The organism is Solibacillus sp. FSL W7-1436 (assembly GCF_038007305.1).
Lineage (GTDB): Bacteria > Bacillota > Bacilli > Bacillales_A > Planococcaceae > Solibacillus.
Genome location: NZ_JBBOWV010000001.1, coordinates 3,696,137 through 3,719,258 on the forward strand (window position 1 = coordinate 3,696,137; position 23,122 = coordinate 3,719,258).

Annotated in this window: 23 protein-coding genes; 8 read left to right on the forward strand and 15 right to left on the reverse strand. The window is 40.6% G+C overall.

Annotation, left to right across the window (positions count from 1 at the left end; translation table 11 throughout):
• Nucleotides 1–116: 116 nt before the first annotated feature.
• The 3 genes from efp to MKX73_RS18340 all read right to left on the reverse strand — a co-directional run bounded on the left by efp (nucleotide 117) and on the right by MKX73_RS18340 (nucleotide 2,411).
• Nucleotides 117–674: an elongation factor P gene (gene efp / locus MKX73_RS18330; protein ID WP_339171774.1), complete on the reverse strand. Its 558-nt coding sequence runs from the start codon at nucleotides 672–674 to the stop codon at nucleotides 117–119.
• A gap of 17 nt (nucleotides 675–691) precedes the next feature.
• Nucleotides 692–1,750, reverse strand: coding sequence for a M24 family metallopeptidase (locus MKX73_RS18335; RefSeq protein ID WP_340718691.1), 1,059 nt, complete (start codon nucleotides 1,748–1,750; stop codon nucleotides 692–694).
• A gap of 253 nt (nucleotides 1,751–2,003) precedes the next feature.
• A complete protein-coding gene (locus tag MKX73_RS18340) occupies nucleotides 2,004–2,411 on the reverse strand; it encodes a DNA helicase (RefSeq protein WP_340718692.1) in 408 nt (135 codons plus the stop codon).
• Between the two features lie 229 nt (nucleotides 2,412–2,640).
• Here MKX73_RS18340 and MKX73_RS18345 point away from each other — a divergent pair, with 229 nt between their 5' ends.
• The 3 genes from MKX73_RS18345 (at nucleotide 2,641) to MKX73_RS18355 (ending at nucleotide 7,205) form a co-directional block, all read left to right on the forward strand.
• A complete protein-coding gene (locus tag MKX73_RS18345; protein WP_445783331.1) occupies nucleotides 2,641–3,528 on the forward strand; it encodes a DUF1385 domain-containing protein in 888 nt (295 codons plus the stop codon).
• A 165-nt stretch (nucleotides 3,529–3,693) separates the two neighbouring features.
• On the forward strand, nucleotides 3,694–5,409 hold the full coding sequence (locus MKX73_RS18350) for an ABC transporter ATP-binding protein (RefSeq protein WP_340718694.1): 1,716 nt from the start codon (nucleotides 3,694–3,696) through the stop codon (nucleotides 5,407–5,409).
• The gene (locus MKX73_RS18355; RefSeq protein ID WP_340718695.1) at nucleotides 5,409–7,205 is read left to right on the forward strand and encodes an ABC transporter ATP-binding protein; all 1,797 of its coding nucleotides are present in this window, start codon (nucleotides 5,409–5,411) and stop codon (nucleotides 7,203–7,205) included. The genes MKX73_RS18350 and MKX73_RS18355 overlap by 1 nt, the downstream gene beginning before the upstream one ends.
• A gap of 82 nt (nucleotides 7,206–7,287) precedes the next feature.
• Here the strand turns inward: MKX73_RS18355 and MKX73_RS18360 are convergent, their stop codons facing one another.
• The gene (locus MKX73_RS18360; protein WP_340718696.1) at nucleotides 7,288–8,160 is read right to left on the reverse strand and encodes a CPBP family intramembrane glutamic endopeptidase; all 873 of its coding nucleotides are present in this window, start codon (nucleotides 8,158–8,160) and stop codon (nucleotides 7,288–7,290) included.
• Between the two features lie 162 nt (nucleotides 8,161–8,322).
• Here MKX73_RS18360 and MKX73_RS18365 point away from each other — a divergent pair, with 162 nt between their 5' ends.
• The 4 genes from MKX73_RS18365 (at nucleotide 8,323) to MKX73_RS18380 (ending at nucleotide 11,573) form a co-directional block, all read left to right on the forward strand.
• Nucleotides 8,323–9,027: a response regulator transcription factor gene (locus MKX73_RS18365; protein WP_340718697.1), complete on the forward strand. Its 705-nt coding sequence runs from the start codon at nucleotides 8,323–8,325 to the stop codon at nucleotides 9,025–9,027.
• Entirely contained in the window at nucleotides 9,017–10,369 is a 1,353-nt protein-coding gene (locus MKX73_RS18370; RefSeq protein WP_340718698.1) for a sensor histidine kinase, read from the forward strand. Before MKX73_RS18365 ends, MKX73_RS18370 begins: the two co-directional genes overlap by 11 nt.
• Nucleotides 10,359–10,907: a PepSY domain-containing protein gene (locus tag MKX73_RS18375; RefSeq protein WP_340718699.1), complete on the forward strand. Its 549-nt coding sequence runs from the start codon at nucleotides 10,359–10,361 to the stop codon at nucleotides 10,905–10,907. The genes MKX73_RS18370 and MKX73_RS18375 overlap by 11 nt, the downstream gene beginning before the upstream one ends.
• 90 nt (nucleotides 10,908–10,997) lie before the next feature.
• Complete coding sequence (locus MKX73_RS18380) at nucleotides 10,998–11,573, forward strand: PepSY domain-containing protein (RefSeq protein WP_340718700.1); 576 nt, start codon at nucleotides 10,998–11,000, stop codon at nucleotides 11,571–11,573.
• A gap of 55 nt (nucleotides 11,574–11,628) precedes the next feature.
• Here the strand turns inward: MKX73_RS18380 and MKX73_RS18385 are convergent, their stop codons facing one another.
• Entirely contained in the window at nucleotides 11,629–12,369 is a 741-nt protein-coding gene (locus tag MKX73_RS18385; RefSeq protein WP_340718701.1) for a class I SAM-dependent DNA methyltransferase, read from the reverse strand.
• Nucleotides 12,370–13,247: 878 nt separating this feature from the next.
• On the opposite strand from MKX73_RS18385, the gene MKX73_RS18390 reads away from it, so the two are divergent.
• Nucleotides 13,248–13,697 (forward strand): cAMP-binding protein, encoded by a 450-nt coding sequence (locus MKX73_RS18390; protein WP_340718702.1) that lies wholly within the window; start codon nucleotides 13,248–13,250, stop codon nucleotides 13,695–13,697.
• A gap of 58 nt (nucleotides 13,698–13,755) precedes the next feature.
• Here the strand turns inward: MKX73_RS18390 and MKX73_RS18395 are convergent, their stop codons facing one another.
• The 10 genes from MKX73_RS18395 to phoU form a co-directional block, all read right to left on the reverse strand.
• Nucleotides 13,756–15,237, reverse strand: coding sequence for a methyl-accepting chemotaxis protein (locus MKX73_RS18395; protein ID WP_340718703.1), 1,482 nt, complete (start codon nucleotides 15,235–15,237; stop codon nucleotides 13,756–13,758).
• A 159-nt stretch (nucleotides 15,238–15,396) separates the two neighbouring features.
• On the reverse strand, nucleotides 15,397–16,017 hold the full coding sequence (gene kynB / locus MKX73_RS18400) for an arylformamidase (protein WP_340718704.1): 621 nt from the start codon (nucleotides 16,015–16,017) through the stop codon (nucleotides 15,397–15,399).
• A 10-nt stretch (nucleotides 16,018–16,027) separates the two neighbouring features.
• Nucleotides 16,028–17,374, reverse strand: a complete 1,347-nt coding sequence (locus MKX73_RS18405; RefSeq protein WP_340718705.1) for a sodium-dependent transporter — start codon at nucleotides 17,372–17,374, stop codon at nucleotides 16,028–16,030.
• A 150-nt stretch (nucleotides 17,375–17,524) separates the two neighbouring features.
• Nucleotides 17,525–18,385, reverse strand: a complete 861-nt coding sequence (kynA, locus tag MKX73_RS18410) for a tryptophan 2,3-dioxygenase (RefSeq protein ID WP_340718706.1) — start codon at nucleotides 18,383–18,385, stop codon at nucleotides 17,525–17,527.
• An 11-nt stretch (nucleotides 18,386–18,396) separates the two neighbouring features.
• Nucleotides 18,397–19,656, reverse strand: a complete 1,260-nt coding sequence (gene kynU / locus MKX73_RS18415; protein ID WP_340718707.1) for a kynureninase — start codon at nucleotides 19,654–19,656, stop codon at nucleotides 18,397–18,399.
• A gap of 110 nt (nucleotides 19,657–19,766) precedes the next feature.
• A complete protein-coding gene (locus tag MKX73_RS18420) occupies nucleotides 19,767–20,648 on the reverse strand; it encodes a signal recognition particle (protein WP_340718708.1) in 882 nt (293 codons plus the stop codon).
• Nucleotides 20,641–21,117, reverse strand: a complete 477-nt coding sequence (locus tag MKX73_RS18425; protein WP_340718709.1) for an RNA polymerase sigma factor — start codon at nucleotides 21,115–21,117, stop codon at nucleotides 20,641–20,643. The genes MKX73_RS18420 and MKX73_RS18425 overlap by 8 nt, the downstream gene beginning before the upstream one ends.
• A gap of 105 nt (nucleotides 21,118–21,222) precedes the next feature.
• Nucleotides 21,223–21,405: a hypothetical protein gene (locus MKX73_RS18430; RefSeq protein WP_340718710.1), complete on the reverse strand. Its 183-nt coding sequence runs from the start codon at nucleotides 21,403–21,405 to the stop codon at nucleotides 21,223–21,225.
• A gap of 130 nt (nucleotides 21,406–21,535) precedes the next feature.
• Nucleotides 21,536–22,246 carry a response regulator transcription factor gene (locus MKX73_RS18435; protein ID WP_340718711.1) on the reverse strand — a complete coding sequence of 237 codons (711 nt, stop codon included), beginning with the start codon at nucleotides 22,244–22,246 and terminating at the stop codon, nucleotides 21,536–21,538.
• 213 nt (nucleotides 22,247–22,459) lie between these two features.
• Nucleotides 22,460–23,113, reverse strand: a complete 654-nt coding sequence (gene phoU / locus MKX73_RS18440; protein ID WP_340718712.1) for a phosphate signaling complex protein PhoU — start codon at nucleotides 23,111–23,113, stop codon at nucleotides 22,460–22,462.
• Nucleotides 23,114–23,122 lie beyond the last annotated feature (9 nt).

Sequence of the window (23,122 nt, forward strand, 5' to 3'; positions counted from 1 at the left end):
TTATTACCAAGCTATAATTTGGGATATTTTTCTTTTTCCTAAGCTACATAACAAAAAAGACAGAAATATTGTATTGCTACAATATCCCTGCCTTCATCACTTCTATTTCAGTGCGATTATGCGCGAGAAACGTAAGTGCCTTCAGTTGTGTTGATGATTAATTTGTCGCCTTGGTTAACGAAGAATGGTACGTTTACCATTAATCCTGTTTCCATTTTAGCTGGCTTTGAACCGCCTGAAGCTGTATCGCCTTTAATACCCGGCTCTGTTTCAGCAACTTCTAAAGTTACTGTGTTTGGTAATTCAAGACCTAACATTTCACCTGCATATGTTTGGATATGAACTTCCATGTTCTCTAATAAGTAGTAAAGTTCGTCTTCGATTTGAGCAGCAGCTAATGTTGTTTGGTCATATGACTCTAAGTCCATGAATACATGCTCATCACCTTGTGCATATAAATATTGCATTTTGCGGTTTTCGATCATTGCTTTTTCTACTTTTTCACCAGCACGGAAAGTTTTTTCTGTTACGTTGCCGTTACGCAGGTTACGTAATTTAGAACGTACGAATGCAGCACCTTTACCTGGTTTTACGTGTTGGAATTCTAGTACGCGGAATAAGTTACCGTCAACGATAATTGTTAAACCTGTACGGAAATCGTTTACTGAGATCATGAATTATTTCCTCCAAATTATAAAATGATTAATTCTTTAGTCGAATGTGTTAGTACTTCATTACCCGTTTTTGTGATTAAAATATCGTCCTCAATTCGAACGCCACCAACTCCAGGAATGTATACTCCCGGTTCAATTGTTACAACCATATTTGGCTCAAGTACCGTATTGGAACGGAATGATAACCCAGGTCCTTCATGCACTTCAAGGCCGATACCGTGACCAGTCGAGTGACCGAACGCTTCGCCTAAGCCTTTTGATTTCAAATAATCTCGTGCTACAGCGTCCGCTTCGATCCCTGTCATACCCGGACCAACTTTTTCAAGCGCAAGAAGCTGAGACTCGAGCACAGCATTGTACATTTCTACCAACTTCTCTGATGGTTGGCCTACAGCGATTGTACGTGTAATGTCCGAAATGTAACCATTATAGTAAGCACCAAAATCAAGTGTTACAAAATCGCCCGTTTCGATAATTTTGTTTGTCGCAACACCGTGCGGCAATGCAGAACGTAATCCGCTCGCAACAATAATATCGAACGAAGAACTTGTAGCACCTTGTTTACGCATGAAAAATTCTAATTCATTCGATACGTCAAGCTCTGTAATACCAGGCTTGATGAAATTTAAAATATGTGAAAATGCATTATCTGCGATTTCACATGCAACCTTAATAATATTAATCTCTTCTTCAGTCTTAATCAAGCGAATTTTTTCAATTAAACCTGAAACTGGCACGAAATCAACATTCACTGCCGAATTATATACTTCATATGTACCATACTGCATGGCATCCTTTTCAAATGCCAATGATTTTACACCCATTGCCGCCACTTGTTTTGCCACTTCTTCATGGATCGGACCGCTATGCTGAACAACACGGAATTCCTTTACTTGCTCTGATGCTTGTTCTGTATAGCGGAAATCTGTGATAAATACAGCATCCTGCTGGGAAACAACCGCAACACCCGATGTGCCTGTGAAGCCAGTCATATAACGGCGGTTGTATTCATTTGTTATGAGTATTGCTTCGACATTGTTCTCAATTAGTGCTTGACGTAATTTAGTAAGTTTCATTTGTTTTCATTCCCCTTTTGTTTGTATTGAAAACTTGCAGCCGGCCGTTAAATTGCCGTTTCTGCAAATTTCCCCCTGCTTTCATTCAAGAAACTTTGGCGTCACGCGATGCAATACTCTTATTTAGAAGTCCCTGAAAATACGCTTTTCAAGGTGGTAAAAGGGACCTTGAATACAAGCAGCTTCATTGTGAACGCTTCTTTTTATACTGTCCCTATTTTATCACAGACTTTTCAGACATCAATACTTTCGACTAACGAAATAATGTAATTGTACGGTATCTGGCCGTTTCTACGATTAGGCGCATCGACGTCACCACTACAACGAAAAACGGGATGGAGAATTTTTTGAATGATGACCATTCAATAGGTAGATTTAAAATTTGCCATTCCAGTATTGCTGCAATGACAACACCCAAAATAACTGACAGCAAAAACGGCGGTACCATAACGAGCAGCTGAGTTACAACCAACAATATAAAAACAGCAATGGCGATAATTAAAAATAAAATGACCCATCTCTCGAAAGCCGTCCACTCGAACCATTCCAATTTTTTCAGAAATGAAACCGGATGCCATTTAATAAAATCAAATAAGTGCAGGCCTTTTAAGCTGACAGTCACAATAAATGATGTAAATAATGCCGTGACAAACAGATGCATGACAAAAACTCCTTTTTTTGACTCAGTATGACCGATTGTAAAAAAACTATTCGAATGGATAGTGCTTTTCTCCAAAATTTAGTACAATATGAGGGTATAACAAAGAAAAGAGATGGATAGATTCCATTCTCCCGACTAAAAATAGATTGAAATTTTATAAGAGAGTGGTGTCGAGCAAGTGAGTAATAATGCGCCAGTATATGGTGGGCAAGCGCTTTTGGAAGGTGTTATGTTCACAGGTCAGGACCATATGGTAACGGCAATCCGTCGAAATGACGATTCCATCGATTATTTCCATGTAAAAAAAGAGAAAAAGCCTATTTTTCAAAAGCTGAAGAAAATTCCGTTCGTACGCGGTGTTGTCGCATTGATCGAATCGGCAGGCTTTGGGTCACGCCATTTGCAGTTTGCTTCTGACCGCTATGATGTTACACCAGGTGAAGAAGAAGATAACAATGGTGAAGAGCCTTCGAAGTTAATGATGATTTTAGGAGTAGCCGTTATTGGTGTGCTCTCATTTTTATTCGGTAAGTTTGTCTTTACATTAGTGCCGATGTTTTTGGCAGAATTTTTAAAACCTTGGTTCCCGGGGAAAACGGTTCAGATTTTAATCGAAACTGGCTTTAAATTAGTTTTGCTTCTTGGCTATTTGCAAATTATTTCGATGACGCCATTGATTAAACGTGTATTCCAGTACCATGGTGCCGAGCATAAAGTCATTAACTGCTATGAAGCAGGCCTTGACTTAACGGTCGAAAATGTACAAAAACAATCACGACTTCATTATCGCTGCGGTTCAAGTTTTATTTTATTTACCGTAATTGTAGGTATGTTTACATATTTCTTCGTACCGGTCGATCCGCTTTGGGTTCGTCTTGTGAGCCGTATTTTATTAATCCCGGTTGTCATCGGTATTTCTTTTGAAGTATTACAGGCGACAAATGCCGTTCGTGAAATTCCGGTTTTACGTTTCCTGGGCTATCCCGGATTATGGCTGCAGCTGTTAACGACAAAAGAGCCGAAAGACGAGATGGTGGAAGTAGCGATCGCATCTTTCAACAAGCTGCATGAAGTCGAGAAAAATCCGGCTGTAGCACAAACATTAGTTCATGATTAATTGAAGATTCGGGGAGTTATGTAAAAGGAAATTCACTTTTACAGTAACTCCCCTTTTTGATACCCGTAATATATTTAGAGTCTCGAAATATTTTCGTTGAGTTCCGATAGATGAAATGGCATAATAGAGTTAAAATTCAGTGAATTCATTATAAGGAGTTAACAAATGAAAACGATTTTTCAATTTATGAGGCGCTATAAATGGCCTGCAGCACTCGCTTTTTTCCTGATGCTGATGGAACTGGCGAGCGATCTGATCCAGCCGCTCTTCATGGCAAGGATGATCAATGAAGGACTGCTTGAAGAAAACTTACATAATGTCGCGTTCTGGGGTGGCTGTTTATTTGCTTTAGCCCTGTTCTCTTTCCTAAGCGGAGTACTCAACTCCTTCTTCTCTGCGCATGTCGCCCATAGTTTCGGCTTTGATCTGCGCAAAGCATTGTACAGTAAAATACAATCACTGACGATGGCGACTTACCTGACATTCCCTACTTCCGGACTCATTACACGTCTGACTAGCGATGTTACCCAAACGATGAATATCGTCTTTATGATGCTGCGGATTGCGATGAAAGCTCCGTTAATGACGGTTGGATCGCTTATCATGGCATTTGTCATCAATGCGAAACTTGCCCTCATTTTATGTGTCAGCTTTCCGTTTCTGCTTATCTTTCTTATATGGATGGTATCAGTCGGAATCAAGCTGTTCGCGCAAGTACAGCAGCGACTTGATTTTGTGAACCGCCAGCTTCAGGAAGGTTTGCAGGCTGTCCGTTTGATTAAAGCGTACATGCGTGGACAATATGAAGAAAGCCGCTTTTTATCCATTGCAGAGAATCTGAAATTCGATACGATCAAAGCGACACGTGTTATGGAAGTTGCATTGCCTGTTCTTCAGTTTGTTATGAATATCAGTCTGCTGATTGTCATTTGGGTTGGTGCAGAGGCGATCCGCGAGAATGATATTCTTGCCGGTGACTTGGCCGCTATTATCAACTATGCATTCCGTATGACGGCATCATTTTCTATTTTTTCATTTATCATTATTGCTTATGCCCGCGCCAAAGCGTCTGCTGAGCGTATTGAAGAGATTTTAAATGTCGAGGAAGGTATAGAGGAAGTCCAAAAAAATGAAGCTCCTGTCCTTGAAAAATTCTCGATTCGTTTTGACAATGTCTCATTCCATTATCCGACAACAGAACAATATACGCTTCAAAATTTGTCATTTTCAATTGAAAGCGGAGAAAAAATTGCCATTATGGGGGCAACCGGTTCAGGAAAATCGACTATTTTACAATTGGTTGAGCATTTTTACGAACCGAGCAGTGGTAACATCTTTATTAATGATCAAAATATTAAGGATATCCCATTGCAGCAGTTACGCCAGTCGATTTCCTATGTTCCGCAGCAATCCCTGCTGTTTTCGGGTACGATTGTGGATAATTTACGATGGGGGCAAAATGATGCAACAATTGAGCAAATTTTTGATGCAACGAAAAAAGCGCAAATTCATCACTCGATCGAAAGCTTTGATGAACAGTATGAGACGATGATCGGACAGCGTGGGATTAACTTGTCCGGTGGGCAGAAACAGCGTCTGGCAATTGCCCGTGCCCTGTTAAAACCGGCGTCATTACTGATTTTAGATGACAGTACGTCAGCGCTGGATGTCTCGACAGAGCAGAAATTATGGGAGGCACTTGATCAGGAGGCCATCACAATGCTTGTCGTAACCCAAAAAATCCAGACAGCGCAAACGGCCGATCGTATACTGCTTATTGATGAAGGCCGACTGCATGGGTTTGGCACTCATGACCAATTAATGGCAACGAACGATCTGTATGCAAAAATTGTTGCTTCTCAGCAGGAGGTGCTTGCCTAATGAAGTTTTTCGACTATGAACCGATCATCACAAAAGAACAAATCAAAAACGCAAGCGGTAGGAAGAAAAAAGGTGAACGTGCCCAAAACTGGACATATACATTGAAGCGTATTTTCGATTTTGTAGCCGAACAGAAAATGCTCCTGTTTATCGTTCTGCTGCTTGTCATATTAAGTTCAGCGTTCGCATTGATCGGCCCGTTCATCATCGGACGACTGATCGACCAGTTTATTGACGGCAGTTCACTTAGCCAGCTTTCATATTGGCTGTATGGGCTTGCGGTCGTATATTTACTTTACAGTTTGGCGAGCTATTTCCAGAACTACTGGATGGTCAGCATCGCCCAGCAAACCGTCTTTCGAATTCGTACACAGCTATATGGTCACTTTTTCAAGCTCCCTCTTCGCTTTTTCGATAAACGAAAACACGGGGAATTAATGAGCCGTGCGACGAACGATATTGAAACAATCAGCTCGACATTAAACAGTGCCTTTATCCAGGTGGTATCAAGTATTTTGACATTAACCGGTACGGTTGCCGTCATGCTTTGGCTCAGCCCATTACTGACGCTGATTACAATGCTGATCGTACCGCTCATGTTCTACGGGATGCGCTGGATTACCAAGCGCACAAGTCTGCTGTTTAAACAGCAGCAGTCAGCGATCGGGGAAATGAACGGATTAATCGAAGAATCCATTACCGGTCAGCATGTCGTCAAAGCCTTTTCACAGGAAACGGAAATGCTGCGTCAGTTCGACGAGAAAAATTCTCGCATCCGCACAGTCGGTTTCTGGGCGTTAACGTATTCCGGTTTCATTCCGAAAGTGATGAATACTTTGAACAGTTTAAGCTTTGCGATTGTCGCATTGGCCGGTGGTTTATTTGCCTATTACGGTCATATTTCCATCGGGACAATTATTATTTTCACAGAGTATGCACGACAGTTTACCCGTCCGTTAAATGATTTGGCCAACCAGTTCAACACCGTCCTATCTGCTTTGGCCGGAGCGGAACGTGTTTTCCTGATCATGGATGAAAAAGAAGATGAAATTGACGGGGAAAATGTGGAACTGCTCGGCAATGTTCGATTCCAAAATGTTTCGTTCCAGTATGATGCGCAAGCTTCCTCCCCTACCCTGTCAAATGTATCCTTTGAGGTGAAATCCGGACAGTCGGTTGCATTGATCGGTCAAACCGGTGCCGGGAAAACAACAATCATGCAGCTGTTGACAGGACTTTATGAAAAAACCGACGGAAAAATTGTATTTGACGATATGGAAATAGAAGAAATTTCAAAAGCGAGTTTGCGCAGTCAAATGGCATTCGTCCTTCAGGATCCCTTCCTGTTTGAAATGTCGATTAAAGAAAACATCCGGTACGGAAAACTCGATGCAACAGATGAGGAAATTTATGAGGCCGCGAAAAAAGCGAATGCCCATACATTTATCGATAAGCTGCCGGAAAAATACGATACGATTTTAAGTGCGGACGGCAGCCAGATTTCTCAAGGTCAAAAACAGCTGTTATCAATCGCCCGTGCCTTTGTGGCAGATCCGAAAATTCTGTTGTTGGATGAAGCGACAAGCAGTATCGACACTGTGACAGAGCTGCATATTCAGGAAGCACTCGAGAAGCTGATGGAGGACCGTACGAGCTTCATCATCGCCCATCGCCTGAATACAATCCGCAAAGTCGACTATGTCATCGTCCTGAACCAAGGGAAAATCATCGAACAAGGAAAACGCCAACAATTAATTGAAAACCAGGGCGTTTTCGGACAAATGCTTAACGTGTAATATTAAATAAAATGAGAAAATAAAAAATCGCCCATTTTGCCTTATTCAGCAAAATGAGCGATTTTATTTTGTCTATTACCAGCTAAACCGTTTCGATATCTGTTTGCTCCTCCAACTTCGGTGCCGGATTTGTTAAACTGCGGAAGTTTTTATAGTATTTCACGAGTAAAAAGACAATAATAGCCGTCAATATGAAAAAGAACGCCACATTTATCATCAACCCTTGTCGGGCTGCTTCTGTTGTCGGCAAATCAATTTCTGTCGTTTGATTTGTATAAACAAATTGGAGATATGCCAGGAAATTATTAAAACTATGCAGTAGCATTGGTATCACAATATTTTTAGTTTTAAGGTAGGCATAACCAAGCACACAGCCCAATGCAAAAGCAAAGACAACATTGATCGGGTTGAGGTGGATAATGCCAAATATAATAGAAGAAATAATAATACTCTTTTGCGGGCTCCATCTTAATGTGAAACGACGAAGCAAGATCCCTCTGAATAATAATTCCTCATAAATCGGTGCAAGAATGCAAATATTTATAAAAAACAGGATGTATACGAGTGGTGATGGGCGCACTTCTTCCAGATCCATCGTCGGAAAGAACGAAAACAGTTCCCGTATATGCTCTTCAAAAACAAGATAGACAATCGTTAATAAAATCGCTGTAAACACAACGGTGATCAGTTGGAAGCATGCTGTAATCGATAAATATTTTGCCCAGCGCCCTTTTGTCATTGTCGCGTGAATCGGGTGTTCATTATAGATGAAATTCCATTTTTTTGTTTGATGCATCAAGTACATTAAACAACTGACCGAAATTAAAAATGTAATCCACTCTTCACTGGCCGGAATATCGGTTATGAATAACAAGATAAAACTTGCTATGAAAATACTAACTGCAAACAATATAAAATAGCGCAGCTTGAAATTTTTCAATTCAATATAATCCATTATTTTACACCCCCTGTAAATAGAGTAACATGAAATGGAAGTTTTATCCCAAGCATCGCTAACCCTTTCCGATCATTTTTCTACGAATAACATTTCCCCATTGCCAATAGCGCCTCTTTTACAATACGATGGATACAAAACAGATAGAAGTAGGTGTTTTGCATGTCCAAAATTTTAATCGTGGAAGATGAACAGCAGATTGCACGTGTACTACAGCTGGAGCTGGGATTTGAAGGCTATGAAACAGCTATTGCCCATACCGGCACGGATGGATTGCTGAAATTTCATGAAGAAGAATATGATTTAGTGTTGCTTGATGTCATGCTGCCGGAGCTGAACGGTTTGGAAGTACTGAAACGAATTCGCAAACATAACGAATCTGTTCCGGTCCTTTTACTGACCGCTAAAAGCAATATAGAAGATAAAGTGACAGGGCTTGATTATGGGGCAAATGACTATATAACAAAACCGTTCGAATTCGATGAACTGCTTGCACGCATTCGTGTGGCATTGCGATTTTCACACAAAGCTATCCCAGAGCCAACATCTTCGACAGTCCATACATTTCAGGATTTATCGTTAAATGAGCAGACACGTGAAGTTACAAGACAAGCACAGCAAATCGATTTGACTCCCCGTGAGTTTGACTTGCTGCTGCATTTTATGAAGCATGCGAAACTTGTACAGTCACGTGAGCAGCTGCTGAATGCGGTTTGGGGATTTGACTATTATGGGGATACAAATGTCGTTGACGTATATGTTCGTTATTTGCGTCAAAAACTGGAGGTAAATCTGAATTTACCATCACTGCTGCATACAGTTCGCGGTGTCGGCTATGTCTTAAAGGAAGCGACAAATGAAACTTAATACGAAAGTAAATCTGTTTTCGATGTTATTGACTTCGGTTATATTAATCGGCAGTTTTACAGGTATTTATTATTTATATAAAGAGTTTGCCTTTTCAACGGAGGCTGAACAATTGCAGGCACGGGCAAATGAGCTGACGACTGCCATCAGCGCACTGGATACAACAGATGGCATCGATTCGATTTACGGAGCTTATCTTCCGACTGACGGTGCGATCATCGTTTATGACAGCGCAGGCAATCAAATAAAAAGGCTTCAAAAAACATCCGGGCAAATTGATTATGAACTTGATCCGTCACAGCATTATACGGAAAAAACTATTCGTGATATCCCCCATATTGCGCTTGCGACACCACTTATTTTGCCGGATGATGAGATTGCTTCTGCAAAGCTGATCCAGCCATTGCCGACAATTACCGAAAATATGAACCGGCTGCTGATAATATTAGTTTTGATGACACTTGTTGCACTCATTCCGATTTATTTGGCGAGCCAGCTGTTTGTTCAGCTGATCGTAAAACCAGTTCAGCAGCTGACAACAACGATGGAAAAAAATATTCAGCAGTCAAGCTATGAGCAAATTCCGGTCCGCAAGCAGTCAAACGATGAAATTGCACAAATGGCCACAACATACAATCATCTGATGGCACAGCTGGAAGATGCCCATGACAAACAGCAGCAATTTGTCGGCAATGCTTCACATGAACTGAAAACACCGTTAACGGTCATTGAAAGTTATACAAAACTGTTAAAACGCCGTGGCACACAAGACGCAAAAATTACGGAAGAAGCGTTGGAAGCGATTTTAAAGGAAACTACCAATATGAAGGCCATGATTGAACAAATGCTAGCATTGGCAAAAACAAATGAAATGACGAAAATCAATATGACGACATTTGCATTACAGCCTTTTATCGAGCAGATTGTACAAAGCATAAAAGCCGCGTATCATCGTGATATTCTCGTTAATATTCCCGATGTGGAAATTACAACGGATGAAGCAAAATTAAAACAACTGCTTTTTATCTTTATCGATAATGCACGAAAATACAGTGACGATGTTATTAAAATCCACGCCTCTGTGAAAAATGATCTGCATATTTCCATCCAGGATTTTGGTGTCGGCATACCTGAAGAAGATCTCCCGAATTTGTTCCACCGTTTTTACCGGGTTGATAAAGACCGGAACAGGAAAACCGGCGGAACCGGCATCGGCCTATCGATTGCAAAGGAACTCGCCGACCGTTTAAATGCCGAAGTTTCCATCGACAGCGAACTAGGGAAAGGAACGACGATTTTACTCATTGTTCCACTTTCAGGAGGTGCACAGCATGAAAGCTAAATGGATTATACTATGCATCGCCGTCATCCTCATCGGATTTTTCATTACACTGACAGTCAAGCAATTATCAACACCGCATGAACTGAACACGAATGAACTGGAATTGAATATTAAAGATATATATAATGCGGATGTCCAAACATTGGTCAAAGAAAAAGACTATTTTGTCGCTTCTTTCAATAAAGACGGTTCGATTTTCGAAGTGAATGTAAATGCTGTAACAGGTCAATTTTCCGATTTGAAACTTATTCATAAAAATGAAAATAAACAATCCGAGGAGCAAACGAATCCGGAAACAACAAAAGAAAATCAAACCACAGCAAATAAGCCGGCTGAAAATACTTCAAAGCCATTGCTTTCAAAAGAGCAAGCAGTAGACATTGCGTTAAAGGAAGTGCCCGGTGAAGTCGATTCTGTAGAGTTTATAAAAAATGCAGAAGGCGGCATCTATTTTGTGGAGATTGAACAAGAAGATGATGTAACTGTTCAAGTACATGCCATTACCGGCGAGATTATCGTGATTAAATATGATGATTAATTTTCTCATCAATTTCTAATAATTCTCTCAGACCGTTTTCATATTCGCTCGTTATACTGACATTACAAACAAGAAAAGGAGCGAGTGAATATGAATAAAAAATTTTTGGCAATCCCGGCATTACTAGTAGCAATTGGTGGAGGTGCAGTTTTCGCACAATCGGATCTGTTTGCGCAAGCCGAAAACAATCCAAGCATTTCAGCTGGTGAAGCAAAGAAAATCGCGTTAAAACAATTGGACGGTGAAATTATCGGTTTTGAATATGATGGAGATGACCGCACACCACATTATGAAATCGATATCGTGAAAGACAATGAAAAAATCGAAGTTGAAGTGAATGCAGGTACAGGTAAAGCGGTTGTAACAGAACGTGAAAGCATTCATAACGTTAAAACGGAAAATACAGTAAAAACTGAGGATACAGTAAAAGCAACAGATTCAGCGAACAATTCTTCAATCATTACTGAAAAACAGGCAATTGAAATTGCTCAGGCAAAAGCAAAGGGAACATTAACGGACCTTGAATTGGATGAAGATGATAACCGTCTGATCTATGAAATCGAAATCCGCAACGGTAAAATGGAATACGATTTTGAAATCGATGCTAAAACAGGCGACATTATTAAGTACGAAGAAGATCTGGACGATGACCGTTTTGATGACTAATTGAATGACATATAATAACTAAAAGGAGCGCAGATTTATTTTCTGCGCTCCTTTTTTATATGGTTCTTCTCGCTTTCACAATTAAAAAGGAAGGGCGATGCTGTTCTTTTTGCAGGCTTGGGAGTAATTCCATTGCTTCTTCTGTCGGCATTGGCTCCACTATTTTTTCGATTTGCAGGCCGTTCATGATTAAGGTATTTAGAATTGTTTCCATTGTGCGATGGTACATCACCACATTATCCACGAGCCAATTTTGAGTTCGTTGCCCTTCACTCCGGTAATGGGCAACCGCAAAATGAGCGATTGTGTGCTTCTCGTCCAAAATCCATTGCTCCTCACCTTTATTTGCGGTTGATATTGGATGCTCAATAGAGAATAGAAATACCCCTCCCGGACATAATGCATGACTTACTTTTTCGATGACCCCTTCAAAATCCGCCACATAATGCAGTGCCAATGCACTCGTTATGAGTTGATAATGCGAACTCTTTAAGAGAATGTCTTCAATTGAAATTTGTTGAAAATGGAGTCGGTCACTTTTATAGCGCTCTTTTGCTGCAGTAATCATATTGACTGAAATATCGATGGCATCGACATGCTGTGCCCCTTTTAAAACACAGTCATTTGCAAACTCCCCTTTTCCGCAGCCTAAATCTAATAATACTTTCCCTTTAACATCCGGCATTAATGCTAAGAAATTGGGTCTCTCGAGTAAATTGTTATAATTGAACTTCCGGTTGCGAATTTCTTCATATCCTTTAAAAAATAAGGCATTATCATAAATATTCTGCTTCATTTTTCTCCTCGTTTCACCATAACGTTATGACTTTTTTGCGCAACTTCATTATCACATGGAGGGAAATTTTTAAATAGACTTATATTTCAAAATTTAGTAACATGTAGATAGAGGCATGTCTAGTTTTACAAATTCAATTATTTTATAAAAACTATGCAAATTCCTTAGCGATTTGCATAGTTTTTGTTTTTATGCCTTCCTAACACTTTTTTTGGAACCGGGGAAAATTTATGAAAAACAATGATTCGAAAAGCATCCTACTCTTTTTACTGTTCGCTACTATCACTAATTTAGCCTATGTCGCCTCTCAACGCATAGAACATCTGGAGCTACCATTAGCGCTCGTCACATTTGCTCTATTTATTTTATTTATTGTGCTTGTTTTAAAGCTCAACTTAAGACCAATAGTCATTACGCTGGCTACGATCTTTACTTTAATCAATATTAATTCGATCTTCTATTTGACTCTTCCTGATTTTTATATGATTGGCTTTACAATTGGAATCCTGGTATTTCTTGTTTATTGCTTTAGGAAGTCCAAAGATGCCATACTGGCCGCGATAGGTTTTTGTATTATGAACTTACTGATTAATATAGAATTTTTCATACAATGGGAATGGGTATACCTTTTTGTGTTACATAGTTTTCTATTTATCAGCGCAAGCAGATTCCGATTTACAATTACAAAAAGAATCTATTTAGGATTTTTCATTGTCACTTTCTTTTTCCTAGTTATCGGAACGTTGGTGGATCACAATTATGTGGCCGTATTTGGACTTTTACTTTATTTTTCGGTAGTCATTGCGATTTATTTCGTTATCCGAAAACAACAGAAACAACAACCTGCATTTAAAAATTCATGGAGGTGAAACATCCAGATGAAAAATGTAAACCGGTTATTTCTTATTATCGCTCTCATTATACTCGTTATTATTGGCCGCTATTTTATGGCACAAAATGAAGTAACGGTTATTCCCGACGTAACAGCTGTTACGAATGAACAGACGATCGAAACGGTTCGCGGAAGCTATTGCTGGCATTCGGCAGGTGAAGCAGAATGTGTCGATACAGCTGCCCCGCATGAAATTATAAATGCGCAAAATACTACTTATGTAAAAGTACAGCCAGGCGAAGTAATGGAATTCCAGTACAGTCAAAATGTAACGAGTGTCTCCATTCAACAATGGGTTGAAGATTATGATTATAAAGAAATTGCCACATCGGCTCGCTTTACTGCCCCAACGGAAAAAGGGAAGTATATCATTTCCAGTATGGCGCGCTTCAGCAACGGTGATGTGACAGACAGTATTGCGATAGAAGTAGAATAGCGAAAAAAAGAAGTGTCCGTTAAATTTGGACACTTCCTTTTTTATTTATGGTTTCCCGTTATTGACGTTTCGTTATTTCCGACAGTTCGCTTTGTAATTGCTGAAGTTCATTACTCGCATCGGCAATCGATTTCATCATGACATGCTCTTCATGTATCGAGCTCGCAATTTCTTCGGTCATAGCCGCATTTTCTTCAGAACTTGCGGACAGATTTTCAATTTGATTCATTACTTCTTCAACAAGTTTATTCGTTTCTGTAATGGTCGACATGTTTTGGTGAAGCTTCCCTTGAATGCCATGGAACGATTGCTTGATTCCATCAAATGAACCGGTAATTTCATTCAATGTGCCAACACTTGAATGGACTGCTTCTTTTCCTTCATATGCTTTTGACTGGGCAGTTGTTGCACGTTCAAGCAGCTGCTGTGTAACACCGGTAATATTCGCTGCAATATTCGCACTCTCTTCCGCCAGTTTTTTTACTTCTTCTGCAACAACGGCAAACCCTTTTCCATGCTCCCCTGCTCTTGCTGCTTCAATGGAAGCATTTAATGACAGCAGATTCGTCTGATCCGCAATGGCTTTAATCCCATTTAACAGGTTATTTACATTGGCAAGGCTCTCCTGCATATTGTCAATCGTCGTTGTCGTTAAATCGATCGAGTCACTTAATGTAGCCATATCAGCTGTCACATCATGTACCTGCTTCCAGCTCTGTTCAATTGCTGCCTGTACTTCATCGGAATCCTTTACAGTCGATTCAGAGGACTCCTTCGTTTTCACCATATTATCATGTGATAAAATCATCTGTTCATTAATATGCTGAATCATCTCCGCTTCATTATGAATAGCTGCTGCCATTTGATTCGAGGACTGTAAAATCGTCTCGCTCGCACTATTCAATGTACCCACATTTTCATTTACATGTGTAATACTATGCGCAAGCTGGCTTGACCCTTCCTCAATTTTATTTAAAATCGATGATAGATTTTCAAGCAGTTCTTTCGCTTCCCGTTCTTTTTCCTGGGCATCGTTTATTAATTTTTTGCCCCACTGTGTTAAACGGTACAGCATATAGTTACAGCCGGTCATACTTACAAAAATCGTAATAAATACCGGAAGATTAGCATTTACCCCCAGTAAATTTTCCGGCACCGTTATGTATAATACGATATAAAAAATGCTGGTAAAGAGTAAAAATGTTTTGATCAGCCGTTCATTAAAATACATGGCACACATAATAAATGTTACGAGCAGCATGTAATGTTTATTGATGGAATATCCATCAAGGTAAAATAATAAAAATACGACAAATGCCGGAATCAATACAAAAATCAATCCTTTTGCGTAGTTTGATATTTTCAGGAAATAATTGGCCGTCGATAATAAGATGACACCGCCACCTGCAATTACATAAGGGATTGAATTACTAAAACCATTTGCAATAACAAGCGGTGAAACAATTAAAACTGCCAATACTATTGTAATAATCAGATTTAGTTGGTGAATCCAATTAAGTTTTCCGTTGTGTTTCTTCAAGCTGTTTTCCTCCTAGGAATTTTAGATTATTCTTGTAATAGTTTATAGGTATATATTACAACCCTTAATTATACAATACAATGGACTTTTGTAGTGCTAATAAAAAATTAAAAAAGAAGCTCACGAATATTTAATCGTGAGCTTCTCATTATATTGTGTTTAATCAACTTTTTTACGAACGACCGCACGAACAGGCGCACCGTCAGCACCTGCTATTTTAAGCGGCAGTGCGATCAGTTCATAAAGACCTTGCTGAACATGCCGCAAATCGAGCCCTTCCAGTATATGAATGCCATGTTCATACAACTTGTGATGTGCCAATACTTCCTTGCTGTCCAACGGGTCAACGGAAGGATTGTCAATGCCAAGCAATATTACACCGCGCTCCTTTAAAAATGGCGCGACATCCGGATGAATGACCGGAATGGTTTCCGGAAATGCTTCGCCAAGCTGATCCACCGTTTTAAGCAGTACTCGCTTTGCATCAAGAAAATCAATCTCCTCAAGCATTTTAGCCGAAATTACTTCGTGTCCGATACAATCCACGATCACACAGTCACCGATATACACATTGACATCCAACTGTTCGATAGTCTCAGCTTCACTGTTAAAATGAAAAGGTGCATCTGCATGTGTACCCGTGTGCAGCGAGGTCGTGATCCGCCCAATATTGACCGAACCCGTCTGTTGTTTCGTAACCCCTACTTCAAAAGAAAACGGTGTATCTCCCGGCCAGTTCGGCATCCCGTTTTTCATCGTCTGTGTAATATCAATCCACATGGCTTCACTCCTAATATTGAATGACTAAATATGCTAAGACTACAACAATGACTGTCGGTACAACGAAGGTCATTAAAAAGCGATATGTTCTGTAAAAGCCTTCACCCATTTTACTTCCTTGCAACAGTTCGCTTTTCACGAGGTTTTTATCCATAATATGCATGATGAAGATCGCGATAAGCAAGTTGCCGACCGGTAAGATGATATTCGACACTACAAAGTCGGTGAAATCAAAAATATTGCGTCCAAAAATCGAAACATCCCCTAATGAACTGTACGTTAATGTTGAAGGAATCGAAGCGATAAATACTAAGATACCAATGATGACTGTAATTTTAGCGCGGCTGATTTTCCATTTTTCAATGATAGCAGCAACGATAATTTCATACATACTGAACGCTGACGTTAACGTCGCAAATAAAAACAGAATTAAAAACAGCGCTAAAAACAGTTCACCAAACGGCATTTGCGAAAACGCTGCAGGCAATACCATGAACAATAATGGCGGTCCGCTCGCCACTTCCATATCGAAGGCGAAAACTACCGGGAAAATCGCCAGTCCCGCCAGGAATGATACGAAAATACTTAATCCTACAACAGAACCTGCTGAATTCGGTAAGCTCACATCTTTCTTTAAATAAGAACTATATGTAACTAAACACGAGAATCCAACAGCCAGCGCAAAGAATGATTGCCCCAACGCATATAAAATTGATTCACCGGTAATGTTCGAAAAGTCCGGATACAGGAAAAACTTGATCCCTTCCATTGCCCCGTCCAATGTTACGGCTCTTATAACTAAAACAAAGAACATAATAAACAGTAACGGCATCATGAATTTATTTGCCTTTTCAATCCCGTTTTGAACACCAAGCGCAATGATTACTACATTCGCCAGTGTAAACAATCCCAAACCGAGTAAAGCAATCCAAGGTGTACCTGTTACCTGTCCGAAAAATGCTCCCGGATCTACAGTCGGCGCGATTACTTCTCCAACAACCGAAACCCCGCTGTAAACAAAAATCCAGCCGCCGACTACACTGTAAAACGATAATAATAAGAAACAGCCAATAATCCCGAGCTTACCGATCCAAGCCCAAGCCTTCGTATTCGGCGCCAATACTTTATAGGCAGTAACCGCCTCTTTTTGTGTGGCACGCCCAATAATATATTCCGATAAAAGCATTGGCAGCCCGATAATTAATGTCAGCAGCACAAAAATCAGGAAGAATGCGCCGCCTCCACTTTGACCGGCTACATAAGGCATTTTCCAAATTGCCCCGAGCCCAATCGCTGCGCCCGCTGACGCTAATACAAACCCTAACTTACTTGACCACTGTCCTTTACTCTTCTCCATCTGTCTCACTCCACTCATCTGTCTAACCTAAGCTATCAATTCCGCCCTGCGGAATTGTGTCCAGATTTTTTTGAGTTTACTCAAAAAGTTTCCTTAAAAAATCTGTGACATCTGCCAGAGGTATTATCTTTATTCAGCTGGAATGCTGAATCAAGATAGTACTGTCCGTAAATCCCAGAGCTCCGGGAAAAAGCGGTGATCGAGCACTTTTCGCAAATAATTGACCCCTGATGAGCCGCCTGTGCCCACTTTGAAGCCAATGATGCGCTCGACCGTTTTCATATGACGGAAACGCCACTGCTGCAAGGAATCTTCAATATCGACAAGCTTTTCGCCAAGCTGGTATAAATCCCAGTACGTATCGATATTTTCATAGACGGTTTTCCAAGCGGCGGCAACAGAATCGTCACCACTATATACTACCGAAAAATCACGGTTTAGCAAAGCTTCAGTTATTGGCAATCCTGCTTTAGCCAATGCCTGAATCGCCACATCATAAATACTTGGCGCATTATATGCCTCTTTAAGTACTTCGAGAATGTGCGGCTCTTTCTCATAGATTTTGAGTATATACGGTGTTTTATAGCCAAGTGCAAACTCGATCAGGCGATACTGATAGCTTTGGAAACCCGATGCTTTCCCCAGGTCATCCCGAAACTGCAAATATTCTGCCGGTGTCATCGTTGCCAACACATCCCATGCCTGAATAATCTGCACCTGAATTTTCGATACACGTGCGAGCATTTTAAATGCCGGCTGCATCTCCCCTTTTTCAATCGCCTGTATCGCACCGCGCATCTCATGTATAATGAGCTTCATCCAAAGTTCACTCACCTGGTGAATAATAATAAACAGCATCTCATCGTGATGGTCGGAAAGACGGTTTTGACTGTTTAATAGGGGATCCAGGCTCAAATAATCGCTGTACGTCATATCTTCACGGAAATCCGTATGAATCCCCTTTTCATCCTTTAGCTTGTGCTGCAAATCTGAAATTGATCGCTTATCCACTGAACCACTCCTTATGCAATGATGTCTCGTTTATTTTCGTACTTCTCATAAGTTTTGTTTGTGACAATGTCTTTTAAAATCTGCACTGACCGCCAAACTTCCTCAAAGGAATTGTAAAGCGCAACCGGTGCCAGGCGGATGCCATTTGGTGCGCGGAAGTCAGGCACAACGCCATATTCTTTTAATGTTTTACAAATCCTTGCCGCCTCGTCATGCACTAAAAACAGATGGCCGCCCCGTGTGTCATCAATCGGATTGCCGAATGTAAACGTATTCGGCAACTCCTGCTCAATACAATCCATCATAAATTGTGTCAACGCGAGGGATTTTTCACGAACCGCTTCGATGCCCGCCTCTTCAAATAGGGACAGTGCGCCTTCAATCGGTGCCAGACTTAATATATGCGGCGTACCGATCTGGTAAGCCCCTGCATGCGGTGCAGCGGTTATTGTTACATCCAGATCAAACTGCTTTTCCTTCGCCGAGCCAAACCATCCGGCCAGTCCCGGTGCTGTTCCGAAGTGCTTTTCATGAACGAACAATCCTGCAACTGAGCCCGGACCCCCGTTCAAATGCTTATAATTGCACCAAAAAGCAAAGTCTGCACCGATTTCATGTAGTTGATGTGGAACGGATCCGATCGAATGGCATAGATCAAATCCGACCAATATGCCCCGTTCATGTGCTGCTTCTGTAATCGCCTGCAAATCCAACACTTGGCCACTGCGGTATAAGACCGCCGGCAGAACCGCAACCGCCACATCCTTGGTCATCGCATCGATAATCGCTTCTGTCGTAATTGTTTGCCCGTCTTCACTTTTCACGAGCTGCATACTGCTTTGTGGCAAATTATGCAAAGCAATTTGACTGGCAATTGCATACAGGTCCGACGGGAAGTTCAGTTCGTCAGCCAAAATTTTATAGCGTGCCGCGGTCGGTTTGAAAAATGTGGCCAACAGCTGGTGCAAGTTTGTTGTTGTGGAGCCAGTCAGAATTACTTCCTCACTTTTGGCACCAATTAGAGGAGCGCACATCGCTGACAACTTTTCCGAGAAATAAAACCACGGGTGCTCGCCATTTGTCCAGCCGTCAATGCCATAATCTTTCCACGAGTTAAGCAGTGTATGCACCGACTGTTCTGCCCGCTTTGACAGCAATCCGAGCGAATTGCCGTCCAAGTATATCTGTTCTTCTTTTTTATAAAATTCATCTGCATATTTCTGCAATCCGTCCATTTCATCGAGCTGTCTTGCTTTTTCAATCGTCGTCATCTTTCCACCCCTTCTAGTAACTTATTAATATCGTACGGGGGATAGGAATGGTTGTCAAAGTATTCTGTATATAAAAAAGCCTACCTTTCGTATAAGGTAAGCTAGTGAAATCATAACCATAATATACCGTACATTATTAGTAAGAAATATAATTTACCTATTATAAATTGCACCATTCGCCACTTTTTCTTACCGTATTTTACTTCTAAAAGAATATTTATCAGTGCTGACAATAATAAAAACGCAATCAACTGAAACAGATGGATTTGAGGAACCGAAACAAACAACACAAGAATCAAAAAAGTAAAGATCTCCACTACACTTTGCCAATAAGTAGAATGTGCCGGGAGATGACGTTTTGGATCCTCAGGGTCCCTCAGCTTTTTGCTCACCCGATTCATTGCAAAAATCAATAGAATAAAAACTACTATACTGATGATGGAAGGAATATTACTGTCAGCCGGTTCATGTAATTCGATAATTCCCCGCAAAGTTTGATCCTTTAATAGATATCTCTGCCCTGTTCCTATATCCCGGTAATACGTTGCTTCGCTTCCATGGAATTCTTGGAGGCGCATGACCGTATTATCTTCAAACTGCAACCGGTAGCTTTTATCAATATAAGGTTCTTCAATGAAAATGTCTGTTTTCTGCAGCTGTTCCAATAAAGTTTCCACGGCTTTTAAGGTTTCTTCATTTTTTACTTTTTTTACACCTGCCTGCAGTGTGGATTTGGGATCCCCTTCCCAGTCCATATAATAAACCGCTTGCAATGCACTGATGTCCGGATCGTCAGAAGTGGTCTGCTGCTTTTGCGGAAAAGTACCGACTAAAAACAGCGTGATGCATGCAATCGCTATAATTACTGCCGGGATTTTCCAGTTAGATGGTTTAGTGTTGAGGCGCTGCTGAATTTTATTGAAGTCCTCTTCCCTTTTTTCCGGATCGACTTGAATCTTTTTAAGCTGACTTAACTTTTCTTCTTCAAACATCGTCTTCCCCTCCTAACAGTTCCCGTAGTGCCTTCAAGCCGCGTGCCGTATTATTTTTCACTTTCACTTCACTGCAGCTTAAGATCATTGCCGTCTCTTTTACTGAATACTCTTCTATATAGCGCAGCACGATTACTTCACGATAATTCCATTTAATTTGCTGGAGGGCGTCATACAGTTTTTCATTTTCCGCATTTCGCTCGACGACTGCTTCCGGCAAATCTCCAACTGCTACCGGCTCTGTTTTCAACTGAAAAAAGCCAATAATTTTTTTCCTTCGAAAATGGTCATATACAAGGTTTCTGGCAATTTTTAATAAATAAGTCCGTTCGTGTTCAGTATAATTTTTTTGATAAAAGCGGTAAAAGGTTTCCTGCAGCAGATCATGTGTTAAGTCTGTATCATTCGTTAAATAGCGTATGTATTTATAAACAGCGTCGTAATGCGCTTCAAAAACTTCCCGTCTCACCCTTAACAGCCCCCCTTCCTCCTTAAAGACGATCGAGCAATCATTTGGAATCACTTTGACATAATAAAAACCCGGGCAAATTTTCGTTTGCCCGGGTTTTTATCATTACACACCCATTTTACGACGGGTATTGCTCGTTTGCTTTGATTGTTGGCTCTTCATCTTTTTCGTTGATGTGTCACCTTTTAAATTACTTTTGTTACCGGCTGCATTGTTTTTCTTTGCTTCCAGCTGTTGCTTCACTAATTCCTGCAGGCTTAATTTCTTTTTTTCATTTTGTTCAGACATATTCAGTCCTCCTCATCCATCTACTTTTCTAAGTATAATCCGTTGCCGCCATATTTGTAAAAGAAATGATGTAAATTACACCATAAAAAAACATCTTGAAACTTGCAATCGCTCCAAAATGTTTTTTCATTTATGAACTGTACGTCACTTCCTGGGATGAAAGGTTGAAATAATAACCTAACCCGCTTTTGGTTTTAATCCACTTCGGTGAGCTCGGTTCTTCTTCAATTTTTTCACGAAGCCTGCGAATATGTACATCGACTGTACGGCGATCCCCTTTTGTGAAGTCCAGTATATCAATAATTTCTTCACGAGATTTAATATTGCCAGGCTGCTCCAGCAAATGCAGCAGCAATTTAAACTCTCGCTTGGTCAAAGGAATTTCCACTTCGTCTTTATACACTTTGAACATGATTAAATCTACACGAAACGGACCGATCAGCATTTGTGAGACACGCCCTTGCTGCTGTAATTCTTTTTCGTAGCGTTTTAAATGAATCCTTAAGCGTGTCAGCATTTCACGGAATCCAAACGGTTTTCGGATATATTCTGTTGCCCCCATTTCAAGCGCCAGTACAATATCCAATTCATCCGTTCGCGCACTGATCATGATAATCGGAAAATCATGCTTGAAGCGGACTTGACGGCAAATCTCGATTCCTTCCATATCCGGAAGCATCCAATCAAGCAGCATCGCATCCGGTTCGAAGGCCTCGATTGCAGCCAATGCTTCTTTACCAGATTGTACACTAAGGACTTCGTAGCCATCCTTTACTAAATAAATATGCAGTAAATTTACTAAATTTTCGTCATCTTCAACGACTAATACTTTTTTCGTCATTAATGATTCCCCGCTTCTCTAATCAATTACGCCTCGGCGTAATTGATTCCAGAATCGGTTTGCGCTCGCGCAAAGAATTCCTTACCGAATCTGTGACATCCGCCGGAGGCATTAACTTCTTTCAGCAGGCATTTGAACACCCGATGAAAACTGACCAAAATTAATAACTTCTATCTTATTGTTGGACTCTATTCCTACTGCTTCACTAGTAAGTTAATTTAAATCAAATAGCTGTCCTTTAATAAAGTAGGCTGTCGATTCCGCCATATTGGTAATATGGTCGGCCGCACGTTCAACAAAGCGGTTGATGAATAATAATTGCAATGTTTGCTCGATCTCTTGAGGGCTTTCTTTTAAATACTCCGTTAAAAGTGCATAATTTTCATGATTATTGCGATCTACGATATCATCAAGCTCGCCAACTTCTTTTGCCAATGCGATATCCGCATCGATAAATGCCTTCATTGATTTTTTCAGCATATCCATCGCAACATTTTTCATTGCAACTAATGATGTTCTGTCTAAAATCGTATCGGCTTTGCTGATGCGAATCGTTGCTTTTGCCGTATTTACCGCAAAGTCTGCAATTCGCTCGATATCCGAAGACATTTTAATAACACTGATAATTCGGCGCATGTCACGGGCTACCGGCTGCTCTTTCGCCATCAGCCAAATCGCCATTTGATTGATTTCATTTTCCAGATCATCAATGTAATTGTCCTCTTCAATAACATCCAGTGCCAACACCATATCCTGCTCCTGAAGGGCTTTAAATGCCTTCTCCATCGCAACAACCGTCATGTCGACCATTTCACCCATCTTGTCCTGCAGTTCAAGCATGTTCTTTTCGAAATTTTCGCGAATCATTCCAAAATC